The sequence below is a fragment of the Streptomyces sp. NPDC053048 genome (assembly GCF_044547045.1).
Classification (GTDB): Bacteria; Actinomycetota; Actinomycetes; order Streptomycetales; family Streptomycetaceae; genus Streptomyces.
In genome coordinates, this window is sequence record NZ_JBITZS010000006.1 from 229,128 (window position 1) to 254,553 (window position 25,426).

The window sequence follows — 25,426 nt, forward strand, 5'->3', positions numbered from 1 at the left end:
CGGGACGGACAGGAGGAACGTTTCAGCGCACATACCGACAACTGCGACGACGCCCGTGGAAGACCTCGCGTGAAGGGACCGGCCCCTGACTGTCCACCACCTCAACGAACTCCTGCTGATCTGCTCGCTCGTTCTTCTCGTCGCGGTGGCGGCGGTACGGGTCTCCTCGCGCAGCGGGCTCCCCAGCCTGCTCATCTATCTGGGCATCGGCGTAGCCATCGGCCAGGACGGCATCGGCGTCTCCTTCGACAACGCCGGACTCACCCAGCTCATCGGTTACGCGGCCCTGGTCGTGATCCTCGCCGAGGGCGGTCTCGGCACGAAGTGGCAGGAGATCAAACCCGCCCTGCCGGCCGCGGCCGTGCTCTCCACCTTCGGCGTGGCGGTCAGCGTCGGCGTCACCGCCGCGGCCGCGCACTACCTGGCCGGCGTCGAGTGGCGGCAGTCACTGATCATCGGCGCGGTCGTGTCCTCCACGGACGCCGCGGCCGTCTTCTCCGTCCTGCGCAACGTTCCGCTCCCCCGCCGGCTCACGGGCGTCCTCGAGGCCGAGTCGGGCTTCAACGACGCCCCCGTCGTCATCCTGGTCGTCGCCTTCTCCGCCGCCGGCCCGGTCGACCACTGGTACCTGCTGCTGGGCAGGATCGCCCTGGAGCTGGCCATCGGCGCGGCCGTCGGCCTGGCGATCGGCCTGCTGGGCTCCTACGGCCTGCGGCACGTCGCCCTGCCCGCCTCCGGCCTCTACCCGATCGCCGTGATGGCCATCGCCGTCGTCGCCTACGCGGGCGGCGCGCTCGCCCACGGCTCCGGCTTCCTGGCCGTCTACCTCGCCTCGCTGATACTCGGCAACGCCAAGCTGCCGCACTGGCCGGCCACCCGCGGCTTCGCCGAGGGGCTCGGCTGGATCGCCCAGATCGGCATGTTCGTCCTGCTCGGCCTGCTGGTCACCCCGCACGAGCTGGGCGACGACATCATGCCGGCGCTCGTGGTCGGCCTGGTGCTGACGATGGTCGCCCGGCCCGTGTCGGTGCTCCTGAGCACCGCGCCCTTCCGCACGCCCTGGCAGGAGAAGGTGCTGCTGTCCTGGGCCGGGCTGCGCGGCGCGGTGCCCATCGTGCTGGCCACCATCCCGATGGTGGCCGCGGTGGAGGACAGCCGCCGGATCTTCAACATCGTCTTCGTGCTGGTGATCGTCTACACCCTGGTGCAGGGCCCGACCCTGCCCTGGCTGGCGGGCCGGCTCCGGCTCGGCGAGACGGAGGCGGAGGACCTGGGCATCGAGTCCGCCCCGCTGGAGCGGCTGCGCGGGCACCTGCTGTCCGTCGCCATCCCCGAGGGCTCGCGGATGCACGGCGTCGAGGTCTCGGAGCTGCGGCTGCCCCCCGGCGCCGCCGTCACCCTGGTCGTCCGGGACGGCGCGAGCTTCGTGCCGGCGCCCACGACCGTGCTGCGCCGGGGCGACGAGCTGCTGGTCGTCGCCACCGACCCGGTCCGCGACGCCACCGAGCGACGCCTGCGGGCGGTCGGCGAGGGCGGCAAGCTGGCGGGCTGGCTGGGTGTGCACTCAGCGACTGACGATGCGGTTGCGAAGCCGAGGGCAAAGTGGGGTCTGGTGAAGAAGAAGTCTGTTAAGTAAGCTATTCGTCTATTCGCGTGCGTACCGGCGTCCGGCCTCACCGCCGAGACGCCGGTCACGTCACGCGTGAGACCTACACACCGAACCAACTCTGCCTGATGCAGGGCTGGCGCGACCGCACGGCGGCCGCGGCCGCACGAGGCGGCCGGAATGGCATCTACCACGGTCCTGCGCGAGAGGACAGCTCTCGGCGCGCACCGTGCGGCCTTCCCGTTCGGAGCGTGCTACCAGGCGGCGGAAAGGCCGAGGCCGTGGCATCCACGGTCAACGACTCCGCTGGGGCACGCCCCGGATACGGACAGCTGCTGCGCACCCGCGGCGCCTGGACGTTCCTGCTCCCCGGCTTCCTTGCCCGGCAGCCCTTCGCGATGCTGACCATCGGCATCCTGCTGCTGGTCAACGACACCACCGGCTCCTACGGCACCGCGGGCACCGTCTCGGCGACCGCGGGCGTGGCGATGGCCCTGTTCGCGCCGCAGAGCGGCAAGCTCGCGGACCGCTTCGGCCAGGCCGCGGTGCTGATCCCCGGCGTCGTCGTGCACGCCGCCGCGATCTCGCTGCTGACGGCGCTGGCGCTGTCGGACGCGCCCCTGTGGGCGCTGCTCGCGGCCGCGGTGCCCGCCGGTGCCTCCACCCCGCAGATCGGCCCGATGGTGCGGGCCCGGTGGGCGAGCAAGCTCGAGGGCTCGCCCCTGATGTCCACGGCGGCGGCCTTCGAGTCCGTCACCGACGAGTTCACGTTCGTGATCGGCCCGGTGCTGGCCACGGCGCTGTGCACCGGCGTCCACCCAGCCGCCGGCCTGATCGCCGAGGCCGTGCTGACCCTGGCGGGCGGCCTGCTCTTCGCCTCGCAGCGGCGCACGCAGCCGCAGGTGAGCCGCACGGCGGCCGGCGCGGCGGCGGGCGGCAGGCGCGCCTCCGCGCTGTCCGTGCCGGGCGTGCGGGTGCTGGCGGTCGTCATGCTCGGCATCGGCACCGTCTTCGGCGGCATGCAGGTGTCGATGACCGCCTTCACCAAGGAGATGGGCGATCCGGGCCTGAACGGTCTGATGTACGGCGCCTTCGCGGCCGGAAACATGATCGCCGGCATCGTCTGCGGCATCGTCGCGTGGAAGTCCAGCGCGCAGCGCCGACTGCTGATGGCCTTCCCCCTGCTGGTGCTGGCCACCACCCCGCTGTGGGCGGCGCACTCCATGGTGCTGCTGGGCGCCCTGGGCCTGCTGGTCGGCCTGTGCATCGCGCCCTCGCTGATCACCGGCTACACGCTGGTGGAGAAGCTGGTCCCGGCGAGCACCCGTACGGAGGCGTTCACCTGGCTGACGGGCGCCGTGGGCCTGGGCCAGGCGGCCGGCGCGACCGTGGGCGGTCGGCTGATCGACGCCCACAGCGCGAGCACCGGTTTCCTGGTGCCGCTGGGCGGTACGGCCGCGGCCCTGGTGGTCCTGCTCGTGCTGCGCAAGGCACTGACCCCGCGGTCGGAGTCGGTCGTCGCGGCACGTGGGGTCGGTCACCGTGAGCCGGTTCCGGTGGACTGACGGACCGGAATACTGCACTATTGAGCGTCGTTAGCACTCATCGAGTGAGAGTGCCAGGAGGAGCAAGTGCCGACTTACCAGTACCAGTGCACCGAGTGCGGGGAAGGCCTCGAGGCGGTGCAGAAGTTCACCGATGACGCCTTGACCGTATGCCCGCAGTGCGACGGCCGCCTGAAGAAGGTGTTCTCGGCGGTCGGCATCGTCTTCAAGGGCTCCGGCTTCTACCGGAACGACAGCCGCGGCTCGTCGTCCAGCAGCAGCCCGGCGGCGAAGTCGTCGACCTCGACCTCGTCGACGTCCTCCTCGGCGTCCTCCTCCAAGAGCAGCACGACGACCACGTCGTCGAGCACGAGCAGCAGCTCGGCCGCCTGACGCGACTCCCTGTACACCGGCAGAGCCCGCCACCTCCCCGTGAGGCGGCGGGCTCTGCCGCGTTCGGGCACTGTGACGCGTGTCTCCTGGGCGTGCGGGGGCGGCCGCTAGGGTGACGCGCATGGCGGACACGAGCAGCGCATCAGCATCAGAGGGCACGGCGGGGACAACGGCAGGGACAGCGGCCGGAACGACGGCCTCGATGACGGCGGAGATAGGCGTCATCGGCGGTTCGGGCTTCTACTCCTTTCTCGAGGACGTGACCGAGATCCCGGTGGAGACGCCGTACGGGCCGCCGAGCGACTCGCTCTTCCTCGGCGAGCTGGCCGGCCGGAAGGTCGCCTTCCTGCCCCGCCACGGCCGTACGCACAGCGTTCCGCCGCACCGCATCAACTACCGGGCCAACCTCTGGGCGCTGCGCTCGCTCGGCGTGCGCCAGGTGATGGGGCCGTGCGCCGTGGGCGGACTGCGGGAGGAGTTCGGGCCGGGGACGCTGCTGGTCCCGGACCAGCTGGTGGACCGCACGAAGGCCCGCACGCAGACCTACTTCGACGGGGTCCCGCTGCCGGACGGCACGGTTCCGGAGGTGGTGCACATGACCTTCGCGGACCCGTACTGCCCGGTGGGGCGGTCGGTGGCGCTGGGCGCGGCGCGCGGGCGCGGCTGGAGGCCGGTGGACGGCGGGACGATGGTGGTGATCGAGGGTCCGCGCTTCTCGACCCGCGCCGAGTCGCTCTGGCACGCGGCGCAGGGCTGGTCGGTGGTCGGCATGACGGGCCACCCGGAGGCGGTCCTCGCCCGGGAGCTGGGGCTCTGCTACACCTCGCTGTCGCTGGTGACGGACCTGGACGCGGGGGCGGAGACGGGCGACGGCGTCACGCACGAGGACGTGCTGCGGGTCTTCGGCGAGAACGTGGGCCGGCTGCGCGAGGTGCTGTTCGACGCGGTGGCGGCGCTGCCGAAGAACGAGGACCGGGACTGCCTGTGCACGCATGCGCACGATGGCTGGGAGCTGGGGATAGAGCTGCCGTAAGGGGTGGGAAGGGCGGTGCTCGGGCGGCCGAGGGTGGATGGAGTTGGCCCGTGTGGGTGACGGAGTTCTCCACAACCGGCCGGTGGTCCACAGGCCCGAGCGGGGTCGGGGGAAAGCCGAGATCGTGAGGGGCGTCCGTATCGCGCTCCTCACGACAGGCGGTGTTCTGCCATGTCCTTCCCCTCCCTTCCCCCCTCTCTCCCGCCCCTCCCGCCCTCGTGGGCTCCTCCGCGCGGCCGGGTGCCGATGTTCGCGCCGGTGCGCGCGGTGCGGCGGCGAGGGCGCTACCGTGCCTGGGCGGCGGCCGCGGCGGCGGCGGTCGTCCTGGGCTCGACCGTGCCGGCACAGCTGGCGCACTGGCGCCTGGGCTGATCGTGTCCCGGGATTGGACAGGGCGGCCGGGCTCTCTCGTATGTTATGGAATCGACCATTCCGTCACAGGTGCGCACAGAGAGAGGCTGTTCGGTGAGCGAGAAGAAAACAGGAGTCCTTGGAGGCTTCAAGGCATTCCTGATGCGGGGCAACGTCGTGGACCTCGCGGTCGCCGTCGTCATCGGCGCGGCGTTCACCAACATCGTGAACTCTGTGGTCAAGGGTGTCATCAACCCGGTCGTCGGCGCCTTCGGCACCAAGGACCTGGATCACTACGCGTCCTGCCTCAAGGGCCCCTGCTCCCCCGCCACGGCGAAGGAGGCGGCCAAGGGCGTCTACATCCAGTGGGGCTCGGTACTCAGCGCCTCGCTGACGTTCCTGATCACGGCGGCGGTGGTGTACTTCCTGATGCTGCTGCCCATGAAGCGCTGGCAGGACCGCCAGGCGGCCAAGTCGCCGGTGGAGAGCAAGCCCGCCGAGCCGACGGAGATCGAGCTGCTGGCCCAGATCCGCGACACCCTGATCGAGCAGCGCCGCGGTCCGGGCTCGGACTCGGTGCCGGCGCCACGCCAGTAGCGGCGCCCGAGGCCCTCAGATGTGGTGGGGCGGCTTCTCGTCCAGGAAGCGGGCGAGATCGGCGGCGCTGTCGCCGCCACCGCTCGAGGCCGGACGGTCGCCCCAACCGCGGTCGGTGTCGTCCGAGGACTGCTGCGACAGCGGATCGTCGAAGATCAGCGCGGCGGCGGCCGCCGGGTCGCGCCGGGGCGCGCGGGGTTCGGGGGCGGTACTCATGCCTCCAGAGTACGGGCGTGCCGCACGGGCACGTCCGCCCTCCCGTCCTCCCTCCCCGGGAGCACCGCCCGGCGAGCGGGGGAAGGACCTCACGGCGACAATCGCCCTATGAGCGAGGACTCGCCCCCCGCCCGGCCCTCCGGCCCGCTGCGCCGGATGACCGCGCGCGGGCGCGACGAGGAGCACCGGGCGGCGACGCCGCTCGAGCTCTTCTTCGATCTCTGTTTCGTGGTCGCGGTCGCGCAGGCCGGCCGGCAGCTGGTCCACTCGCTGGCGGAAGGGCACCCGGAGCATGGTGTTCCGGGCTACTTGATGATGTTCTTCGCCGTCTGGTGGGCCTGGGTCAACTTCACCTGGTTCGCTTCCGCGTACGACACGGACGACGTGCTGTACCGCGTGGTGACGCTGGTCCAGATCGCCGGCGTGCTGATCCTGGCGGCGGGCATTCCGCGGGCGTTCGGCAACAGCGACTTCTCGCTGGTGTGGTTCGGGTACCTGGTGATGCGGCTGGCGCTGGTCTCGCAGTGGCTGCGGGCCGCGCACGCCACGAGGGGCGCGGAGAGACGGACGGCGCTGAAGTACGCGATCGGCGTCTCCGTGTGCCAGGTCGGCTGGCTGGGGCTGCTCCTGCTGCCGGATCCCGCCAAGCCGTGGGTCTTCCTGGCGATGGCGATCGTGGAGATGGCGGTGCCCGCCTTCGCCGAGCTCACCCGGCCGACGGCCTGGCACCCGCACCACATCGCGGAGCGGTACGGCCTGTTCACCATCATCGTGCTGGGCGAGACGGTCGCGGCCGCCACGACGGCCGTCCAGTCGGCCGGGGACGAACAGGAATCGCTGGGCACGCTCCTGCCCATCGCGGCGGGCGGCCTGCTCCTGATCTTCGCCGCGTACTGGATCTACTTCGCGGTCCCCATCCACCTCCACCTGGCGTCCAACCGCCAGGCGTTCCTCTGGGGTTACGGCCACTACCTGGTCTTCGGCTCCGCCGCCGCGATCGGTGCGGGCATCGAGGTGGCGGTCGAGGAGACCATCGGCAAGGCCCACATCTCCACCCTCGCGGCCGCGTCCACGGTGACCGTCCCGGCGGCGTTCTTCATGCTCTCCGTCTGGCTCATCCACTCCCGCCACCACAAACGCGGCACGGCCCAGCAACTGGTCCTGCCGACCTCGTCCGTGGCAGTCCTGGCCTGCACGTTCGCGGGCGACTGGGCAGTACTGGCGGCGGGCCTGGTGGCGGCGACGACGGTGGCGGTGGGGGTAACGCTCGCGATGGAAGGAGAGGCCGACTCACGGGGGCAAGACCCCAGCCGACCCGACACGTGAGGGCACCCCCGGCGGACCCGGCCATGAGGGCAAAGGGCCCCAGGGCTTGCCCCCGGCCGCGCCCGCCCCCAGCCCGCCCGGCGTTTGAGGGCCAAGGGGGTCCGGGGGCTTGCCCCCGGTTACGGGAAGGGGCGGGGCTGGGGAAAAACAACCGCTCACCAACCACCCGCACCCACCCCCGTGGTACCCATGCCGCATGACCACCCCCAACCCCGCCACCCCCACCCCCGGCCCCCTGGACGCCCTCACGGACGTGCCCGGCCTCCACGTAGGCCAAGCGCAGCGAACCGGCAACGGCCACCTCACCGGCACCACCGTCGTCCTCGCACCCCCCGGCGGCGCGGTGACCGCCGTGGACGTCCGCGGCGGCGGCCCCGGCACGCGCGAGACCGACGCCCTCGACGCGCGCAACCTCGTGCAGCGCGTCGAGGCCGTCGTCCTGACGGGCGGCAGCGCGTTCGGCCTGGACGCGGCGTCCGGGGTCATGGCGTACCTCGAGGACGCCGGCCGCGGCTTCCGCGTGGGGCCGGACCCGGCGCAGGTGGTGCCGGTCGTCCCGGCCGCCGCCCTGTTCGACCTCGGTCGGGGCGGCGACTGGCGGGCCCGCCCGGACGCGGCCCTCGGCCGGGAGGCGGCCGAGGCGGCCGCCCGGACGCCGCTCGGCGCCCCCGTGGCGCAGGGCAACGTCGGCGCGGGCACCGGCGCGGTGGCCGGCGGCATCAAGGGCGGCATCGGCACGGCGAGCCTCGTGCTGCCCAACGGCGTGACGGTCGCGGCCGTCGCCGCCGTCAACGCGGCCGGCTCCGTGGCCGACCCTGCGACGGGCGTGCTCTACGGCCGTCTGTACGAGGGCGGGCGGGTGGCGTACCCGGATTCGGAGCGGCACGCGGCGGCCCAGCGGGCCCTGGCCGCCGCACGGCAGGAGTCCGCCCGCCGCTGGGCGGCCTCGACGCACCCGCCGCTGAACACGACGATCGCCGTCGTCGCCACCGACGCGGCCCTCACCCGCGCCCAGGCCCAGAAGCTGGCGGGCACGGCGCACGACGGCCTGGCGCGCGCGGTGCGGCCCGTGCACCTGCTGACCGACGGCGACACCATCTTCGCCATGGCGACGGGCGAACGCCCGCTGCCGCACGAGGAACACCTGCCCGGCAGCGCCGACTTCGCGGCCGGCGCGGTCAACGAGATCCTGGCGGCGGGTGCGGACGTCCTGACGCGGGCGGTGGTCAAGGGCGTACTCGCGGCGGAGGGCGTGGACGGTCCGGGCGGCGTCTTCCCCTCCTACCGCGAGCTCTACAAGATCTGACCTTCCGTCACACCAACCGACGCCGCAGCACCCCGTACGCCACGGCGACCAGGGCCACCGCCAGCCCCAGGAAGACGGCCGTCTCGATCCACTGGAAGGTCCAGAAGTCACTGCTCGGGTAGACCTTGTGGTAGCGGGCGACGAAGCCCTCCTCGGCCATGCACCGCTTGAGCTCGGCGCCCGAGGTCTGGCAGTACCCCTGACTGATGGGGAACTCGCGCCCGGCCGTGTCGAGGTAGCCGAACTGCCCGGTCGACCACGCGCTGCCGACGGGCACCTTCGGCGTCATGCCCGGGGTGATGCGGACGGTGGGCGAGATCCAGTCGGAGCGGAAGGTGTTGAGCAGTACGCGTACGATCGCGACCCACACCAGCGCCACCCCCATCGCGGGCAGCATCCGCCGCACCAGCACTCCCGCGGCCGTACCGGCGGCCAGCCCGAACAGGGCGCAGGCGACGGCGGCCGGGCCGGTGGCGTTGAAGACGTAGCCGTCGTGCCAGTAGAGGCCGCCCAGCATGTTGGAGACCGGCGACCACCACCAGGCGACGAGCGCGGCGAGCACGGCCGAGCTGATCAGCGCGCAGATCGCGGCCAGGCCGAAGCGCGTGACGAACCAGCGCCGCACGTCCACGCCCTGGGTGAGCGCCAGCTTCACCGTCCCGTTCTCCAGCTCCCGCCCTATGAGCGGCGCGCCCCAGAAGATCCCGATCAGCACGGGCAGCGCGGCACTGAGCGTGCCCAGCAGTTGCTGGGCGCCGGCGTTGTCGACCACCAGCTGCTCGGCCAAGGGGGTGCTGCAGCCGCCGTTCCAGCCCTTGCACAGCTCGATGTGGTTCCGGTCGATGAACGCGGTCATGTCCGCGCGCCGCCACGCGACCCAGGCGGTGCAGGCGGCCAGGAGGACGCCCCAGGTCAGGACGAGAACGCGCTGCTGGCGCCAGGCCAGCCACAGGGTGCCCCTCACGCGGCCTCCTCACGCGGGCCGGCGACGGCGGGGGCGACAGGAGCCGCTGGGGCGTTCGAGCGCAGATAGGCGAGCAACAGGTCTTCCAGGGTCGGTGTTTCGGTGATCCAGCCGTCGCCGGGAAGCCGCCCGGCGTTCCGTACGAGCGCGGTGAACTGGCGCCCGGTGACGGACGACTCCACGACGGTGCCGCGCTCCACGGCGCACGGCAGCCCGTTCTCGGCGATGTCGTCGGCCCGCCCGGTGATCAGACTGTGCTCCTCGCACAGCCGCTGGGCGTCCCCCGCGAGCCGTACGCCGCCGTGCTGGAGCAGCAGCACGTGGTCGCAGACGCTCTCGATCTCGGACAGCACGTGGGAGGACATCACGACGGAGATGCCGCGCTCGGCGACCTCGGCCATGACCAGGCCCATCACCTCGCGGCGGACGAGCGGGTCGAGGTCGGCCAGCGGTTCGTCGAGCAGCAGCAGGTCGGGCCGCTTGCCGAAGGCCAGCGCGAGCGCGATCCGGGTGCACTGTCCCGGCGAGAGGGTGCCGACCTGGGCCTCGAGGGCGATGTCGCCGGACCGCACGATGCGTTCGGCGGCGGCCTGGTCCCAGTGGGCGGGCGAGGGGTTCAGCTCGCGGCCCAGGCGCAGCGTCTCGGCGACGGTGAAGCGCGGGTAGAGCGGCTTGTCCTGGGCGAGGAGGGCGGTGCGGCGGCGGGCCTCGGGCGTGCCGGGTTCGGCGCCGAAGACGCGCAGCTCACCGGAGGTGGGCCGCAGCAGGCCGGTCGCCAGGTGGAACAGGGTGCTCTTGCCTGCCCCGTTGGGCCCCACGAGCGCGGTGACGCGCCCGGCGGGCAGGGAGAATGCGCAGTCCTCCAGCGCCCAGCCGCCGCGGAACCTCCGTCCCAGCCGGGTCGCGGTCAGGGCGGCCGCGGGCGGGGCGGCGGCGGTCGGGTCGGTCACGTGTCTTCCTCCAAGCGGTCGGCCTGCGGTGAGGGCGGCGTGGGGTAGCGCTCGTCCAGGGCGGCGGCGACGAGCGCCGCAATGTCCGCCCGCTCCAGCCCCGCCGTACGGGCCTGTTCGATCCAGGCCGCGAGCAGGCCGCGCAGCGGGGAGCCGGCGGTCGCCGCCGGCCGGGACAGCGAGGCCGTGACGAACGTGCCCCGGCCGGGCCGCGGCTCGACCAGCCCTTCGCGCTCCAGCTCGCGGTAGGCGCGCAGCACGGTGTTGGGGTTGATCGCGATCGCGAGGACCACCTCCCGGGCCGTCGGCAGCCGGTCCCCCGGCTCGAGGAAGCCCAGGCGCAGGGCCTGTTTCACCTGGTGGACGAGTTGCAGATAGGTGGCGACGCCACTGCGCCGGTCGACGCGGAACGCGATCATCGCCACCTCGTTTCACTAACGTGTTAGTGGAATGATGTGACTGCCTCTTGATCGCCGTCAAATCTCCGACCGCACGACCGGCCACGAGCGCTGCAGACGGATGCGCGGTATGGGTGCGGCACGCGCTGCGCCGGTGCTAGCTTGATGTCCAAGCGGTCGGGCGCCCGACCGCGCAAAAACCCCCGCCGCGGAGGGACTGTCCGCGACGAGGGCCCAACCGAAAGTGATTCGGCCGGTTATTGACCGTCAGTCCTCAGTATCCGTGAGGACTGCCGGTCACCGTCCGATCAGCCACCTCCCGAACTCGCGGATCACCGCGCAGATGCGTTCGAAAAGCGACTTCTTCCGGTGACGTCCCATGGGCGCCCCCTCCCTACAAGCGCACCCTGTCCCGGGGGTGCTCCGGAGGACGCCCGTGCCGGGCGCCCTGGGCGAGCGTCCGGAGAGGTGTACGTCCTCGTGGGAGGGGGCGCACGAGGTGCGCCGCGGACCACAGTAGGTCTCCGTGGCCGCCGAGTTGGGCGATTCAGCTGATGCCGTTACCCGATGGGGTGAAGAGGGGCCGATCCGGCCCCTCCCACCACCGGGTGTTCGGCCCCGATGCCATGGTCGCCGCGCACACCTCGCGCACGACGCCCCGCAGTGCGACCACCGCCGGGTTGTCCCGGCGGGCCGCCGGCCAGGCGAGGACCACGCTGCACGGCGGCAGGTCGGTCACGTCGACGTAGCTGATGCCCGGACGGGGGATGAGCTCACGGACGTCGCCCGCCATGAAGGCCATGCCCTGCCCGAGGCAGACAGCGGACAGCAGGGTGTCGATCGTGGTCGCCCGATGGTCCGTGAACAGGACGGGCGAGCCGTCGGGGCGCGGGTCCGCCGACCAGAACTCGCGGTAGACGCGCGGGACCTCGTCCGCGACGTTGATGAGCGGGATGCCGGCCAGTTCGGCCAGGGTCACCCGGTCGCGGCGGGCGAGGGGGTGGTCGTCGGCGAGGCAGACGAGCCGGGGCTGGGTCGCCACCTCCAGGGTCTGCAGTCCCGCCGGCAGGGGACCGAAGCACACCACCGCGTCCACCCGGCCGTCCAGGAGGACCCGCGCCTGCTCGGCGAAGGTGACCTCCCGGAGCTCGACGTCCAGCTCCGGGTGGCGCTCGCGCATCCGCTGGACGATCGTCCGTATGACGGGGAGGGCCACGGCGTAGGCGCCGAGGACCAGCCGCCCCGTGAGCGCCGGGCTCCGCCGCGCCGTCTCCACCGCCTGCCGCAGCTCGTCGGCGACGTCCACCATGGCGCGGGCGTGGGGCAGCAGGGCCTCTCCGGCGGGGGTGAGTTCCACGCGCCGGGTGGAGCGTTCGACGAGCGTCAGGCCGAGGCTCTCCTCGAGGGCCCGGATCTGCCGGCTCAGCGCGGGCTGGCTGATGAACAGCCGCTGGGCGGCGCGCCCGAAGTGCAGTTCCTCCGACAACACGAGCAACAGCCGTAACTGATGCACGCTCGGGTCGGTCGCCCTGCCCTTTGCCATGCAGGCAACGTTATCAATCGGGTCCGTCGTCGCATGAATGGTTGCTTCCGCCCGGTGCGGACGGAACGGGACAATGAATGCACGGCAGTCGGCCGGTCGAGTACACGCGAGGGCCCGGTCCCCACGGGGGAGGACCGGGCCCTCATGTCATGCGCGCGCGGCAGGGCTCACAGCGCCGCGGCCGGCTCCTTCGGCCCCTCCCCCGCCGAAGCGGAAGCGGAAGCGGAGTCCTCGGCGGCCTCGGGGGCCGCCGCGGCCGGCGTCCGGCGCGGCAGGAGGAACATCAGCGCCAGGACGACACCGAGCACCACCACCGCCCACCACATGCCATGGCGGAACGCTTCTGCGAACGCCTGGCCCGACTGACCGCGGGCGACCTTGCCCTCGTCCAGCGCGTCGAAGAAGACGACGGAGACGAGCCCGAGGCCGATCGCGTTGCCCAGCTGCTGCGTGGTGTTGATCAGACCGGACGCGGAACCGGAGTGCTCGCGCGGGACCTCCGCGATGACGGTCTCGGTGAGCGGGGCGACGATCAGGCCCATGCCGACGCCCATGACGATCAGCGGGAGGGCCATCTGCCACGGCGTTATGTCCAGCCCGAAGTGCCCGGACTCCCAGATGTAGAGCATCACGCCGGCCATCATGGCCAGCGCGCCGGCCTGCAGGACCTTCCGCCCGAAGCGCGGCACGAGCTTCTGCACCGAGATGCCCGCCGCCACCGAGACGCCGATCGAGAAGGGGATGCCCGTCAGACCGGCGCGCAGCGGGCTCCAGCCCAGGCCGATCTGCATGTAGAGGGTCCAGATGAGGAAGAAGATGCCGCAGACGATGCCGAAGGCGACCTCGACGCCGATGCCGGCGGCGAAGCTCTTGACCTTGAACAGCGACAGCTCGACCAGCGGCGACCCGTCCTTGCGGGTCTTGTGCCGCTCCCAGGCGACGAAGGCGGCGAAGACGATCACGCTGCCGGCCATGCACAGGTGGCCCCACAGCGGCCAGCCCAGCTCGCGGCCCTGGGTGAGCGGGTAGAGGAGCATCAGGACGCCGCCGGTGGCCAGCGCCATGCCCACCAGGTCCAGCTTGAGCGCCTGCGGCGCCTTGGACTCGGAGATGAAGGTGCGGCCCAGGATCAGGCCCGCGATGCCGACCGGCAGGTTGACGAGGAAGATCGGACGCCATTCCAGCCCGAAGAGGTTCCACTGGGTCAGCAGCGCGCCCAGGATCGGCCCGGAGACGGCACCCAGGCCGACGACGGCGCCGAAGAGACCGAAGACCTTGCCGCGCTCGTGCGCGGGGAAGGTGGCGTGGACGATGGCCAGCACCTGCGGAACCATCAGGGCCGCCGTGGCACCCTGCAGGACGCGGGCCGCGACGAGCAGCTGCGGGTCGCCGGCGATGCCGCAGAGCATCGAGGCGAGGGTGAAGCCGCCCATGCCCAGGAGGAAGACCCGGCGGCGGCCGTATATGTCGCCGAGCCGGCCACCGGTGATCAGTCCGGCCGCGAAGGCGAGCGCGTAGCCCTCGGTGATCCACTGCAGGATGCTGAAGGAGGCGCCGATGTCCTTCTGGATGCTCGGCATGGCGATGTTGACGATGGTGACGTCGACGAGGTCCATGAAGGACGCGGTCATCACCACGGCGAGCGCCAGCCAGCGGCGGCGGTCGGCGGCGCCCTCGACGGGCGGATCGGTGGTCGCGGTGGTGGTCACAGGGGTGAGGCCTTCCTTGTCGTTCGCCGGGTGCACCCGAAGCGGTCCGAATCGTCCCGCTCGTCCGGGGTCGCTCGTCAAGCTATCCCCCGTATAGGTCAGGTCATGTCCTAGATCGGTGTCACCGTGATGACATGACCGACACACCGGCACGGCTGTTGAATCTCCTGTCACTCCTCCAGACGCCTCGCGAGTGGCCCGGCAGCGAGCTCGCCGAGCGGCTCGGTGTCAGCTCCCGCACGATCCGGCGGGACATCGAGCGGCTCCGCGACCTCGGCTACCCCGTACAGGCAACGATGGGAGCGGAGGGTGGGTATCGGCTGGCCGCCGGAGCGGCCCTGCCGCCGCTCGTGCTCGACGACGAGGAGGCGGTCGCCATCGCGGTCGGACTGCGGGCGGGCGCCGGCCACGCCGTCGAGGGCATCGAGGAGGCGTCGGTACGGGCCCTGGCCAAACTGGAGCAGGTCCTTCCGTCCCGGCTGCGGCACCGCGTCTCCGCGCTGCAGGCCGCCACCGTGCCGCTCACCGGCGGCGACGGCGCGACGGTCGACCCGCACACCCTGACCGTCATCGCCTCGGCCGCCACCGGCCACGAGCGGCTGCGCTTCGCCTACCGCAAGGGCGACGGCACCGAGACGAAGCGGCTGGTGGAGCCGCACCGGCTGATCAGTACCGGGCGGCGCTGGTACCTGGTCGCCTACGACGTCGAGCGGGGCGACTGGCGCACCTTCCGGGTGGACCGGGTGAGCGAGCCGTTCGCCACCGGGGCGCGCTTCGCGCCGCGCGAGCTCCCGGCGCCGGACGCGGCGGAGTTCCTGAAGCGGTCGATGGGCCGCCTCCAGCCGACGTACCGGGTGGTGGCGACGTTCCGGGCACCGGCGGAGTTCGTGGCGGCACGACTGCCCCACTGGCTGGGGGTGCCCGCGCCGGACGGCGACGGCGACGGCGAGTGCCGACTGGACGTCACGACATCGGACTCACTCGAATGGGTGGCCTTCCGGCTGGCCCTGGTGGACTGCGAGTTCGCGGTGCACGAGCCGCCGGAGCTGGTCGAGCACCTGGAGGAGCTCGGCGCCCGCATCAGCAGGGCGGCGGCCACCACTACGCGATGACGCGGCCACAGGGGCCGCGAGCCGCAGACGGGCAGAAAGCAGCAGGGCAGGAAAGGGCCCCGGCGCAAGGGGGGGAGGCGCCGGGGCCCGGTCTATGAGGGTATGCCCTTTTATGCCGCCGCGTCGAACCCGGTGTCGTGAGCCATCTTCTTCAGCTCCAGAAGCGCGTGCTTCTCGATCTGCCGGATGCGCTCCCGCGTGAGGCCGTGCTGCTTGCCGACCTCGGTGAGGGTGCGCTCCCGCCCGTCCTCGATTCCGTAGCGCGCCTTGATGATCGACGCGGTGCGGTGGTCGAGGCGGCCGATGAGGCCCTCGAGCTCCTCGCTGCGCAGGAGTGCGATGACCGACTGCTCCGGCGACACCGCGGAGGTGTCCTCCAGCAGATCGCCGAACTGGGTCTCGCCCTCGTCGTCCACGTGCATGTTCAGGCTCACCGGGTCGCGGGCCCAGTCGAGGACGTCGCCCACGCGCTCGGGCGTGGTGTCCAGCTCGGCGGCGATCTCGGCGTGCTCGGGGTCGCGGCCGTGCTCCCGGTTGAATTCGCGCTGCACCCGCCGGATGCGGCCCAGCTCCTCGACCAGGTGGACGGGGAGGCGGATCGTGCGGGACTGGTCGGCGATCGAGCGGGTGATGGCCTGGCGGATCCACCACGTGGCATACGTGGAGAACTTGAATCCCTTGGTGTAGTCGAACTTCTCCACCGCCCGCACCAGGCCGGCGTTGCCCTCCTGGATCAGGTCGAGGAGGGGCAGGCCGCTGCGCGGGTAGCGGCGGGCCACGGCGACGACCAGGCGCAGGTTGGACTTGATGAACACGTCCTTGGCCCTGGCGCCCTCGGCGGCTATCGCCTCCAGCTCCTCGCGGGAGGCCGCGCCGGCCTTCTCGCCGCCGTCCTCGTAGCCGTCGAGTATCTGCCGGGCGTAGACGCCCGCCTCGATGGCCTGCGAGAGCTCGACCTCCTTGGCGGCGTCGAGCAGGGGCGTACGCGCGATCTCGTCGAGGTACATGCCGACCAGGTCGCGATCGGCGATCTCCCCGCCCGAGGACACGCGAACACTGCTTGCCTCGTCCGTTCCACCCTTGGCAGGGGTGGTCCGACGACGGGCGACGGCACGGGTTGCCATGCGTACTCCCTTGCGATGAGACGTTCGCGGGATGGGCCGGGCGACCGGTCGGGCGCCCCGTCCGAAGTAAAGAACGGCCGGAATCCGGACAGAATTCCCCGGAGGCTTCTTCTTTTTTGTGATCATGCAGTACCCTGTCCGGCCGCAGCCGGGCCCGGCATGCGCCGCGGCGCGCGGAAGCGCAGGTCAGACGGGTGGGGAGACCCGCCTCACGGCCCTCGGGAGCCCCTGCCGTCACCGCGTCCGATGAGACCGCCGTCACGCCGGGACCGCCGCTCGGCCCAGTGGCCGGGACCACCGCCGACCCGGTGGCCGCCACCGCCCTTCTCCTGCACAGACGCCCGGTGACGGACTCCGGTTGCCCCACACGTCCCGGAAGGTCGGATTCTCGACTTGCCCGGGTACGGGGGCGGGTGTGCGCTGGGGGGACGGGGGGTGTGAGCGAGAGGAGCCCGTCATGCCCGCGCACTCGATCCTGCCCGGCCGGCATCCCGCCCACGAGGGTCCCGGACCGGTCCCCGGGAGCGGACACGTCCGCCACGAGCGGCACGCCTCGCGCGCCACCTGGGCCGTCCCCGTCTCGCTCGGCGTGGTCCTCGGCCTGTACGCCGTCTTCCTCGCCCACGACAACGGGTACTCGGCGCTCGGCGGCTGGGCGGTGGGTCTCGTCGCGGCAGTGGTCTCGGCGGGCCTGGGCTACGCGCTGATCAGGCAGCGCGACAGGATGATCACCGAGGTCCGCGCGGTCGCGTTCGGCTCGCTCTTCGGCATCGCCATGGGGTTCCTGCGCAGCCTCAGCGGGGCGACGACGCTGGACGCGTGCATGGTCGGGCTGGCCTTCGGGCTGGCGATGGGCGTGGTCTCGTACTACGTCTTCTACTGGCACGAACACTGAGCCACGGGTACCCGCGCAGCGCGACGCCACTCCCCCGGGTGTACTCCTGCCGGGGGTCGTAGGACTCAGGACCGTTCCGCTCGACGCGCCTGACGCCTAGCGTAAGAACATGGCCCATACATACAGAGCCGTACGCGGGCACCGCCGACGCGCTACCCGAACTGCACCGAGCGCTTGGCCAGCCCCATCCAGAAGCCGTCGATGATGCTCCGCCCGCCGTCCAGCTCGTCCTCGGCGGCGCCCATGGTGACGAAGAGCGGTGCGAAGTGTTCGGTGCGCGGGTGGGCCAGCCGGGCTGCCGGGGACTTGTGTTCGAAGTCCAGCAGCGCGTCGACGTCCCGCGCCTCCAGCGCTTCGCACCCCCAGGCGTCGAACTCCGCCGACCAGGCGGGCGGCCCCGCGCCCGCGTGCTTCAGCGCGGCGAGGTTGTGCGTGAAGAAGCCGCTGCCGACGATCAGCACGCCCTCGTCGCGGAGCGGCGCGAGCCTGCGCCCGGTCTCCATCAGGCGCGCCGGGTCGAGGGTGGGCAGCGACATCTGGAGCACGGGCACGTCGGCATCCGGGTACATCTCGGCGAGCGGGACGTACGCGCCGTGATCGAGCCCCCGGTCCGGAAGGTCCTGTACGGGCGTCCCGCCGCCGCTCAGCGTCCCGCGCACCCGCTCGGCGAGCTCGGGGGCGCCGGGGGCCGGGTAGCGGACCCGGTAGTAGCGCTCGGGGAAGCCCCAGAAGTCGTACGTCAGGGGGACGGTCGCGGTCGCGCCCAGTGCGAGCGGGGCCTCCTCCCAGTGGGCGGAGATCATCAGGATCGCGCGGGGCCGGGGCAGTTCGCGGGCCCAGGCGGCCAGCTGGCCGGGCCAGACGGGATCGTCCGCCAGGGGCGGCGCGCCGTGCGAGAGGTAGAGGGCGGGCATGCGCATCAGGGGCCTCCTCGATCCGATTACTTGAAATATCAAGCTTTCGGGTCCGACCTTAGCCGTCTCTTATTTAAACTTCAAGCAACAAGCCTCGGGTGAGCTCGAGAGAATCAGCGAGTGACACAGTGGACGCCATGAAGAACCGACCCGCGGCGAGCGAGGGGGCCCAGTCCCCTTCCGAGCCCCGCTGGCTGACGGAAGCCGAACAGGACACCTGGCAGGCCTACCGCCACGCCTACACCCTGCTCGAGGACCATCTCGACCGGCAGCTCCAGCGCGACGCCGGGATGCCGCACATCTACTACGGGCTGCTCGTCCAGCTCTCCGAGGCGCCGCGCCGCCGGATGCGGATGACCGAGCTCGCGCAGTCCGCCAAGATCACCCGCTCGCGTCTGTCGCACGCCATCGCCCGCCTGGAGAAGAACGGCTGGGTGCGGCGCGAGGAGTGCCCGTCCGACAAGCGCGGCCAGCTGGCCGTCCTCACGGACGCGGGCTTCGAGATGCTGCGGGAGTCCGCGCCGGGCCATGTCGAGGCCGTCCGTGCGGCGATCTTCGACCGTCTGACGCCGGAACAGGCCACCCGGTTCGGCGAGATCTGCCGGATCATCGCGGCAGGCCTGGAACCGGCCGGCGCGGACCTGCCCTGGCTGCGCTGAGGCCGCCGGAGGCCGCCCGGAGAGCTCCGGGGGTCGCCGCGCACAGACGAACGCCCCCGCCGGTGCGCCGGCGGGGGCTTTCGTCTGTGGTGTGGGCAGGTGCCTACCGGGTCAGTGGGCCATCACCGGAACGGCGTCCTCGGCCGCCTCGCCGTCGCCGGAGCCGGCGACCGCGCCGCCCTGGTGGCCGGCGTTGATGAAGACGACCGCGACCAGCGCGGACAGCGTCAGGATGCCGGCCGCCCACCACACGGCGGTGGAGTAGCCGTGGACCATCGACTGGAAGGTGAGGGTCTTCTGGTCGGCGCCCGGGGCGATGTGGTTCTTGAAGTAGTCGGTGGTGGCGCTGGCGGCGATGGTGTTGAGCAGCGCGGTGCCGATGGCGCCGCCGACCTGCTGCGAGGTGTTGACCATCGCCGAGGCGACACCGGAGTCACGGGCCTCGACGCCGTACGTGGACAGGCTCATGGCCGGCATGAAGGCCGTACCCATGCCGAGGCCCATCATCAGCAGGCCCGGCAGCACCACGGAGGTGTACGAGGTGTCCAGGTCGATCTGGGTCAGCAGCACCATGCCGACGGCCGCGAGCAGGAAGCCCGGACCCATCAGCCAGCGCGCCGGGACGCGGGTCATCAGCCGCGCGCCGAGCTGCGTGGAACCGACGATCATCATGGCGATCATCGGAAGGAACGCGAGACCCGTCTTGACCGGCGAGTAGCCGCGGACGACCTGCAGGTAGTAGGTCAGGAAGAGGAACAGACCGAACATCGCGATGGCGGCCAGGCCCAGGGAGACGTAGACACCGCCGCGGTTGCGGTCGGTGAGCACGCGCAGCGGCAGCAGCGGTGCCTTGACCTTCTTCTCGACGAGCACGAAGGCGAGCAGCAGGACGGCGGCGACGACGAACATGCCGATGGTGACGCCGGAGTCCCAGCCGTCGGACTCGGCGCGGGTGAAGCCGTAGACCAGCGCGACCAGGCCGAGGGTGGCCAGGACGACGCCGGGGATGTCGAGCTTGGAGCGGTTGCGGCTGCCGGCGGGCTCGTTGATGGTCGCGATCGCGCCGATGGCGGCGACGACGGCGAACGGGATGTTCACGAAGAACGTCCAGCGCCAGTTGAGGTACTCGGTGAACAGGCCGCCGAGGATCAGGCCGACGCCACCACCGGCACCGGCGATGGCACCGAAGACGCCGAACGCCTTGGCGCGCTCCTTGGCCTCGGTGAACAGCACGGCGAGCAGCGACAGGGCGGCCGGCGCGAGCAGCGCGCCGAAGACGCCCTGCAGCGCGCGGGCGCCCAGCATCATGCCGGTGTTGACGGCGGCGCCGCCGAGCGCGGAGGCGGCCGCGAAGCCGATCAGGCCGATGACGAACGCGCGCTTGCGGCCCCACAGGTCGGAGATCCGGCCGCCGAAGAGCAGCAGACCGCCGAAGGCGAGGGCGTAGGCGGTGATGACCCACTGCCGGTTGCCGTCCGAGATGCCGAGGTCGGCCTGGGCGGAGGGCAGGGCGATGTTCACGATGGTCGCGTCGAGCACGACCATCAGCTGGGCCAGGGCGATGAATATGAGCGCTTTCCAGCGCTTGGGGTCGGGTTGGGTGATGGCGTCGGGCATGGGTGGGGCCTACCTAGCGTTGCGGTGAGGGAGTGAAGAGGCGGTGCGTGAGTGGGGCTGCGTGCCGTTCAGTGCTCGTGGCGCTTGCAGTCCTTGCGGTGTTCGTGGCGCTTGCCGTGCTCGTGGCGCTTGGATCAAGTCAGTGGTGGAGGGCGGCCGATCCCTGCGCCAGGCGGCGCAGGTCGTCCAAGGTCGAGGGGGAGCCGGGCAGTTCCGAGCGGGCCGGGTTCATCAGCCCGTCCAGGAAGAGCTGGAGGTGCCGCCGCGCGAACAGGGCGAAGTCGAGGCAGCCGGGGTCCGGGAGGGGCCTGGTGAGCTGAGTGATCGCCACCATCAGGTCACCGATGGCCACATCGGCGCGCAGCTGCCCGGACTCGCGGGCGTCGCGGATCAGTGCCTCGATCGCGCTTTCCAGCCGCTCGCGCGCCTCGACGTGTTCGCGGTGGTCCTTGTCGATGCCGCCCTCGGAGAACAGCGGACACAGGGCACCGATCCGCTCGTCGGCGGCGGCGTGGACGAAGCGCCTCAGCGCGCGGAAAGCATCGGGCTCCTCGGCTCGTGCCCGCTCGGCCTGGTCCGCGATGCGGCCCATGACGGAGAGGGAGACATGGTGGATCAGCTCGCGGCGGTCCGCGAAGTGCCGGTACAGCGTGGCATTCCCGACTCCGGCGCGTCGAGCGATTTCATCGAGCGAGGACTCGATCCCGTGCTCGACGAGGACCTCGCGGGCCGCGGCGACGATCCGCTCCCGGTTGCGGAGCGCGTCGGCACGAAGGCGGGGCTGCGAGGCGGTGGCCACGGCTGCACACTCCCTTACCTGGGCTTTTTGCGAATGGTTTGCAATCGGGGACTGCCTCCCCGGTTAGCGCGTACGACGGATTAAACGGGGAGGGCCTCCCCGGATATTCCGGCGGGAATGAGATCCGGCTCACACCCCGCAAGTGCGTCCGGCTGCCCGCGATCTCGCTCGACTGCACATGCCCCGACTGCACATGCGTCCATCTGCCGCAACCGGACGGGCGCCGCGCCGCCCACCGGCACAGGGTGGACGGCATGAAGATCCTGGCCATCGCCGTCACCACGGCCACGGTGCTGGCCCTCTCAGCACCGGCGCCGACCCGGGCGGAGGAGCAGATCACCGCCTCCGCCGCGACCCCGGCGGCCCTCGGGGGCCCCGGGGGCCGGCCCGCCGGCCCCTGCGCGCTGCGCACCCTCACCCGTGCCGTCTCGGAGGGCGCCCGCACGCCGCGCGGCTACGCCCGGTCCAGCGGCCGGGTGCGGGCGATCACCTTCCTCATCGACTTCCCGGACGCCCCCGCGCGGATCAGCCCGCGGCAGCGGTACGCCGAGTTCTTCCCCGCCGTCGCCGACTACTTCCGCGCCAGCTCCTACGGGCGGCTCGACTACCGCTCGACGCCCGTGCCGCGCTGGATCCGCATGTCACGCCCGTACCGCTCGTACGGCATCAGCCGCGCCGCGTCCTTCGACCCCGGCGGCGACGACGGCTACGCGGCGATCGCCCGCGAGATCGTCGACGACGTCGACGAGGAGGTGGACTTCGGACGCTACGACCTGATCAATGTGCTGGCCACACCGAACGCCGGGCCGCCCGCCACCCAGGACGTGCGCTCGGTGACGTTCGCCGGCGCGCCGACGGGACTGGAGACCGATGACGGGGTCGACGTGCGGAACGTGTCCTTCATCTGGAGCCGCCAGACCGGCGACAGCCCCTACCGCGTCCTCACTCACGAGAACGCCCACAGCTTCGGCCTGCCCGACCTCTACTACACCGGCCACACCCGCGCCCGCAGGACGCCGGTGGGCCACTGGGATCCGATGGACGAGGACTGGGGCCCCTCCAACGACTTCCTGGCCTGGCACAAATGGAAGCTGGGCTGGCTCTCCCCCCGCCAGGTCGACTGCGTGGCCCGCCCCGGCACCCGGACGGTCACCCTCACGCCCACCTCGGTCCCCGGCGGCACCAAACTGGCCGTCGTCCCGCTCTCGCGCACCCGCGCCCTGACCCTCGAGGCCCGCACCCGCGGCCGCCTGGACCACGCGGTCTGCCGCCCCGGCGTCCTGGTCGCGACCGTGGCCTCCGACCTGGCCTCCGGCGCCGCCCCGGTCCGCACCGCCGACGCCACCCCGGGCAGCCGCGGCTGCCACACCACGGACCCCAACGTCGCCCCGCACCTGACGGACGCCCCGTACCGTCCGGGCCAGCGCTTCTCGACCCAGGGCGTCACCGTCGAAATCCTGCCCCACACCCGCCCCGGCACCTACCGCGCCGCCATCACCCGCCACCGCGGACCGGGCCACCACGCGTAGCCCGCCCCCGGCACCCTGCCCCCGCCACCTGGGCACCCGCTACACTGGCCGCTGCCCCGCCTCCGTAGCTCAGGGGATAGAGCACCGCTCTCCTAAAGCGGGTGTCGGCAGTTCGAATCTGCCCGGGGGCACACGGAAACGGCCCCGGACTTCCCGTCCGGGGCCGTTCGCGTGAGCTGTGAACCGTTGGCTGTGAACCGTGGGCTAGGAGAGGTTGCGGCGGGCTCGCGCGTGCAGCGCGATCCCGGCCGACACCGAGACGTTGAGCGACTCGGCCGCGGGGTTCATGGGAATCGAGACCGTCTCGGCGGCGATGCCCGAGAACTCGCCCGAGGGGCCGGTCTTCTCACTGCCGAACATCAGGACGAGCCGGTCGTCGATGGCGCCCAGATCGCCGACGGTGTGCTCCCCCTCGGCATCGAAGACCATCGGCCGCATGCCGCTCTCCCGGACGTGGCGCAGCGCCTCGTCCCGGGAGGCGAGGACGATCGGGAGCGAGAACACGTAGCCGCGGCTCGCCCTGACCAGGCGCCGGTCCGCGATGCTGACGAGGTCGCTGTCCACGAGCACGATGCCCGCGGCCCCGAGCGCGAACGAGGTCCGCACGATGGCGCCGATGTTGCCGACGATCTTCACCCCGTCGAGCAGGACGACATCGCCGGTCGCCTCGGCCAGGTCCGCGAAGCGGGAGGGCCGCGGAACGCGGGCGATACCGAACGCCTTGGGCTTCTTCTCGGTCTTGAAAACCTGATTGGCGACCGGCGAAGCGATCAGGCGGACCGGAATTCCGCGCCGTTCGCACTCGGCGAGCAGATCGTCCGGCAGAGGGGTGGTCTCGAGTCCGTAGACCTCGGTGAACTCCACCCCGGCGCGGATGCTTTGCAGAAGAGGCTCGGGATCCTCGATCAGTGCCGTCCGGACAACGGCCCTCGAGTGCTTCGTGACATCGATGATTCGCTGTACGGCGGGATCGGAACGCTCGGTAATAACGTCAAGGGTGGCCACGATGAAGACATTAACATGACCATTGCGGGCCCTTTGTTCCGGTTCAGGGCGCGGCCGGCGGCCAGGGCTCCGGCGTTCCGCCCTCCAGGGCGATGCCCAGGCCGGCCAGCGTCTCGTGCACGCTGTTGCCCTCGGCGGTCGCCTCGAGCGTGAACCCCCCGACCGACGTGGGCGGATAGCCGATGATGTCGACCACGCGGCTGACGCCGTACAGTCCCGGCATCGCGTCGGCCCGGTCCCACAGGTAGACCGCGCCCCACAGCTGGCGCCGCTCATCGGAGATCCACGCCTTGAACCGCATGCCGTCCAGGCCGGAGTAGGCGTCGACGGCATAGTCCCGCAGGTAATCCCTGAGGCTCTCCACCGTGGCTTCCGACTTCTTCAGGTCCCACATGACGATCGAAACGAACATTCCCCCACCAGTCCGTACAGGTGACTTCGACGCCGTTAGCGTACCCCTTACGACGGCGAACAAGAAGGGGTGACGGAGTCTCAGATTCCCTTTGTTCCGCGCCGCTTGCAGTGGCCAACGCCACGAAATCCAACCGGTTAATGCACCGCCTTTCTCGATAGAGTGCGACCGCTTATTCCCTTGAGTCATCAGCGGAGCAGATCATGACGGACCACCAGAACAGCGCCTTCCCCCACCCGCGAACCTGCCCGCTCAGCCCGCCGCGGGAGTACGCCTCCCTGCGCGCCGAACAGCCGGTCGGCAAGGTCACCTTGGCGTCCGGGCGGACCGCCTGGCTGCTCACCCGGCACGAGCACATCCGGCAGTTGCTCGCCAGTCCGCAGGTGAGCTCGAACATGGCCCACCCCGGGTACCCGCTCCACTTCGACATACCGGCCGAGGTCATGGAGCAGATGCGGCCCGTGATGCTCGCCATGGACCCCCCGGTGCACACCGCCCAACGCAAGATGGTGATCCCGGAGTTCACCGTCAAGCGGGTGCTCCAGCTGCGTCCCCGCATCCAGGAGATCGTGGACGAGCGCATCTCCGCCATGCTCGCCGGCGAGGGGCCGGTCGACCTGGTGGAGGCGCTCGCCCTCCCCGTGCCGTCCCTGGTGACCTGCGAGCTGCTCGGGGTGCCCTACGCCGACCGCGCGTTCTTCCAGGACCGCACCAACAAGCTGGTCTCGGTCGACGCCGACCCCCAGGAGCGGAACACGGCGCATCAGGAGCTGCACCAGTACTTCTCCGAGCTGATCACCGCCAAGGGCACGGACCCCGGCGACGACCTGCTCAGCAGGCTCGTCGAGAAGAACCGCGAGACCGGCACGCTCGACCACCAGGGACTGGTCGGGATGGCGAACGTCCTGCTGGTCGGCGGGCACGAGACCACCGCCAACATGATCTCCCTCGGCACGCTGGGCCTGCTGGAGAACCCCGGCCAGCTGGCCAGGCTCCAGGCCGACCCCGGCCTCGCCCCGCAGGCCGTCGACGAGCTGCTGCGCTACTTCAGCATCGCCGACCAGGTGACCTCCCGCGTGGTGACGGAGGACATCGAGATCGGCGGGGTGCTGATCCGCGCGGGTGAGGGCGTCATCGGCCTCAGCGCCTCGGGCAACCACGACGAGGCGGTGTACGCCGACCCGGAGCGACTGGACATCGAGCGGGGCGGCAAGCAGCACCTGGCCTTCGGTCACGGCATCCACCAGTGCATCGGCCAGAACCTCGCCAAGCTGGAGCTGGAGATCGTCTTCACCACGCTCTTCGCCAGGATCCCCGGCCTCAAGCTGGCCGTCCCGGTGGAGGAACTGCCGTTCAAGGACAGCATGGGGGTGTACGGCCTGCACCGGCTTCCGGTGACCTGGTGAGCCACCCGCGATGCGCGG

General features: G+C 71.5%; 25 protein-coding genes and 1 tRNA gene. 14 read left to right on the forward strand and 12 right to left on the reverse strand.

Annotated elements, in window-relative coordinates; genetic code table 11:
- Positions 1–85 precede the first annotated feature (85 nt).
- From ACIG36_RS17660 to mscL, 6 genes are all read left to right on the forward strand, one after another.
- Entirely contained in the window at positions 86–1,636 is a 1,551-nt protein-coding gene (locus tag ACIG36_RS17660) for a potassium/proton antiporter (RefSeq protein ID WP_399928928.1), read from the forward strand.
- A gap of 251 nt (positions 1,637–1,887) precedes the next feature.
- Positions 1,888–3,171, forward strand: a complete 1,284-nt coding sequence (locus ACIG36_RS17665; RefSeq protein WP_399928169.1) for an MFS transporter — start codon at positions 1,888–1,890, stop codon at positions 3,169–3,171.
- Positions 3,172–3,237: 66 nt separating this feature from the next.
- On the forward strand, positions 3,238–3,543 hold the full coding sequence (locus tag ACIG36_RS17670; protein ID WP_399928172.1) for an FmdB family zinc ribbon protein: 306 nt from the start codon (positions 3,238–3,240) through the stop codon (positions 3,541–3,543).
- 202 nt (positions 3,544–3,745) lie between these two features.
- Complete coding sequence (locus ACIG36_RS17675) at positions 3,746–4,576, forward strand: S-methyl-5'-thioadenosine phosphorylase (RefSeq protein WP_399928175.1); 831 nt, start codon at positions 3,746–3,748, stop codon at positions 4,574–4,576.
- Positions 4,577–4,816: 240 nt separating this feature from the next.
- On the forward strand, positions 4,817–4,948 hold the full coding sequence (locus ACIG36_RS17680; protein ID WP_399928177.1) for a hypothetical protein: 132 nt from the start codon (positions 4,817–4,819) through the stop codon (positions 4,946–4,948).
- Positions 4,949–5,041: 93 nt separating this feature from the next.
- Positions 5,042–5,524 carry a large conductance mechanosensitive channel protein MscL gene (gene mscL / locus ACIG36_RS17685; protein ID WP_399928180.1) on the forward strand — a complete coding sequence of 161 codons (483 nt, stop codon included), beginning with the start codon at positions 5,042–5,044 and terminating at the stop codon, positions 5,522–5,524.
- Between the two features lie 15 nt (positions 5,525–5,539).
- On the opposite strand, the gene ACIG36_RS17690 is transcribed toward mscL, so the two are convergent.
- Entirely contained in the window at positions 5,540–5,740 is a 201-nt protein-coding gene (locus ACIG36_RS17690) for a hypothetical protein (protein WP_399928183.1), read from the reverse strand.
- A 108-nt stretch (positions 5,741–5,848) separates the two neighbouring features.
- Between ACIG36_RS17690 and ACIG36_RS17695 the strand changes: the two genes are divergently transcribed.
- Both ACIG36_RS17695 and ACIG36_RS17700 read left to right on the forward strand, forming a co-directional pair.
- Positions 5,849–7,066 carry a low temperature requirement protein A gene (locus tag ACIG36_RS17695; RefSeq protein WP_399928185.1) on the forward strand — a complete coding sequence of 406 codons (1,218 nt, stop codon included), beginning with the start codon at positions 5,849–5,851 and terminating at the stop codon, positions 7,064–7,066.
- A 196-nt stretch (positions 7,067–7,262) separates the two neighbouring features.
- A complete protein-coding gene (locus ACIG36_RS17700; protein WP_399928188.1) occupies positions 7,263–8,372 on the forward strand; it encodes a P1 family peptidase in 1,110 nt (369 codons plus the stop codon).
- A gap of 7 nt (positions 8,373–8,379) precedes the next feature.
- Here ACIG36_RS17700 and ACIG36_RS17705 read toward each other — a convergent pair whose 3' ends face one another.
- The 5 genes from ACIG36_RS17705 to ACIG36_RS17725 form a co-directional block, all read right to left on the reverse strand.
- Positions 8,380–9,336 (reverse strand): transporter, encoded by a 957-nt coding sequence (locus ACIG36_RS17705; protein ID WP_399928191.1) that lies wholly within the window; start codon positions 9,334–9,336, stop codon positions 8,380–8,382.
- A complete protein-coding gene (locus ACIG36_RS17710; protein WP_399928193.1) occupies positions 9,333–10,286 on the reverse strand; it encodes an ATP-binding cassette domain-containing protein in 954 nt (317 codons plus the stop codon). Before ACIG36_RS17710 ends, ACIG36_RS17705 begins: the two co-directional genes overlap by 4 nt.
- Positions 10,283–10,705: a GntR family transcriptional regulator gene (locus ACIG36_RS17715; protein WP_399928195.1), complete on the reverse strand. Its 423-nt coding sequence runs from the start codon at positions 10,703–10,705 to the stop codon at positions 10,283–10,285. Before ACIG36_RS17715 ends, ACIG36_RS17710 begins: the two co-directional genes overlap by 4 nt.
- A 526-nt stretch (positions 10,706–11,231) precedes the next feature.
- Entirely contained in the window at positions 11,232–12,227 is a 996-nt protein-coding gene (locus tag ACIG36_RS17720) for a LysR family transcriptional regulator (protein WP_399928198.1), read from the reverse strand.
- A 167-nt stretch (positions 12,228–12,394) separates the two neighbouring features.
- Entirely contained in the window at positions 12,395–13,936 is a 1,542-nt protein-coding gene (locus ACIG36_RS17725; protein ID WP_399928201.1) for an MFS transporter, read from the reverse strand.
- A gap of 134 nt (positions 13,937–14,070) precedes the next feature.
- On the opposite strand from ACIG36_RS17725, the gene ACIG36_RS17730 reads away from it, so the two are divergent.
- Entirely contained in the window at positions 14,071–15,048 is a 978-nt protein-coding gene (locus ACIG36_RS17730) for a helix-turn-helix transcriptional regulator (protein WP_399928204.1), read from the forward strand.
- Positions 15,049–15,158: 110 nt separating this feature from the next.
- On the opposite strand, the gene ACIG36_RS17735 is transcribed toward ACIG36_RS17730, so the two are convergent.
- Positions 15,159–16,172 (reverse strand): RNA polymerase sigma factor RpoD/SigA, encoded by a 1,014-nt coding sequence (locus ACIG36_RS17735; RefSeq protein ID WP_399928207.1) that lies wholly within the window; start codon positions 16,170–16,172, stop codon positions 15,159–15,161.
- 457 nt (positions 16,173–16,629) lie between these two features.
- On the opposite strand from ACIG36_RS17735, the gene ACIG36_RS17740 reads away from it, so the two are divergent.
- Positions 16,630–17,067, forward strand: a complete 438-nt coding sequence (locus ACIG36_RS17740) for a hypothetical protein (protein ID WP_399928210.1) — start codon at positions 16,630–16,632, stop codon at positions 17,065–17,067.
- Positions 17,068–17,219: 152 nt separating this feature from the next.
- Here the strand turns inward: ACIG36_RS17740 and ACIG36_RS17745 are convergent, their stop codons facing one another.
- Positions 17,220–17,987 (reverse strand): dioxygenase, encoded by a 768-nt coding sequence (locus tag ACIG36_RS17745; RefSeq protein ID WP_399928213.1) that lies wholly within the window; start codon positions 17,985–17,987, stop codon positions 17,220–17,222.
- Positions 17,988–18,118: 131 nt separating this feature from the next.
- Between ACIG36_RS17745 and ACIG36_RS17750 the strand changes: the two genes are divergently transcribed.
- Positions 18,119–18,640, forward strand: a complete 522-nt coding sequence (locus ACIG36_RS17750; protein WP_399928215.1) for a MarR family winged helix-turn-helix transcriptional regulator — start codon at positions 18,119–18,121, stop codon at positions 18,638–18,640.
- Between the two features lie 111 nt (positions 18,641–18,751).
- Here ACIG36_RS17750 and ACIG36_RS17755 read toward each other — a convergent pair whose 3' ends face one another.
- Both ACIG36_RS17755 and ACIG36_RS17760 read right to left on the reverse strand, forming a co-directional pair.
- Entirely contained in the window at positions 18,752–20,257 is a 1,506-nt protein-coding gene (locus ACIG36_RS17755; protein WP_399928217.1) for an MFS transporter, read from the reverse strand.
- A gap of 139 nt (positions 20,258–20,396) precedes the next feature.
- The gene (locus ACIG36_RS17760) at positions 20,397–21,056 is read right to left on the reverse strand and encodes a TetR/AcrR family transcriptional regulator (RefSeq protein WP_399928220.1); all 660 of its coding nucleotides are present in this window, start codon (positions 21,054–21,056) and stop codon (positions 20,397–20,399) included.
- Between the two features lie 254 nt (positions 21,057–21,310).
- Here ACIG36_RS17760 and ACIG36_RS17765 point away from each other — a divergent pair, with 254 nt between their 5' ends.
- The gene (locus ACIG36_RS17765; protein ID WP_399928223.1) at positions 21,311–22,585 is read left to right on the forward strand and encodes a M6 family metalloprotease domain-containing protein; all 1,275 of its coding nucleotides are present in this window, start codon (positions 21,311–21,313) and stop codon (positions 22,583–22,585) included.
- Positions 22,586–22,643: 58 nt separating this feature from the next.
- Positions 22,644–22,716 (forward strand) — tRNA-Arg (locus tag ACIG36_RS17770).
- A gap of 73 nt (positions 22,717–22,789) precedes the next feature.
- On the opposite strand, the gene nshR is transcribed toward ACIG36_RS17770, so the two are convergent.
- Both nshR and ACIG36_RS17780 read right to left on the reverse strand, forming a co-directional pair.
- Positions 22,790–23,590 (reverse strand): NshR/TsnR family 23S rRNA methyltransferase, encoded by an 801-nt coding sequence (nshR, locus tag ACIG36_RS17775; RefSeq protein WP_399928225.1) that lies wholly within the window; start codon positions 23,588–23,590, stop codon positions 22,790–22,792.
- A 43-nt stretch (positions 23,591–23,633) separates the two neighbouring features.
- Positions 23,634–24,002: a hypothetical protein gene (locus ACIG36_RS17780; RefSeq protein WP_399928227.1), complete on the reverse strand. Its 369-nt coding sequence runs from the start codon at positions 24,000–24,002 to the stop codon at positions 23,634–23,636.
- Between the two features lie 203 nt (positions 24,003–24,205).
- On the opposite strand from ACIG36_RS17780, the gene ACIG36_RS17785 reads away from it, so the two are divergent.
- Positions 24,206–25,408 carry a cytochrome P450 gene (locus tag ACIG36_RS17785; protein ID WP_399928230.1) on the forward strand — a complete coding sequence of 401 codons (1,203 nt, stop codon included), beginning with the start codon at positions 24,206–24,208 and terminating at the stop codon, positions 25,406–25,408.
- Positions 25,409–25,426 lie beyond the last annotated feature (18 nt).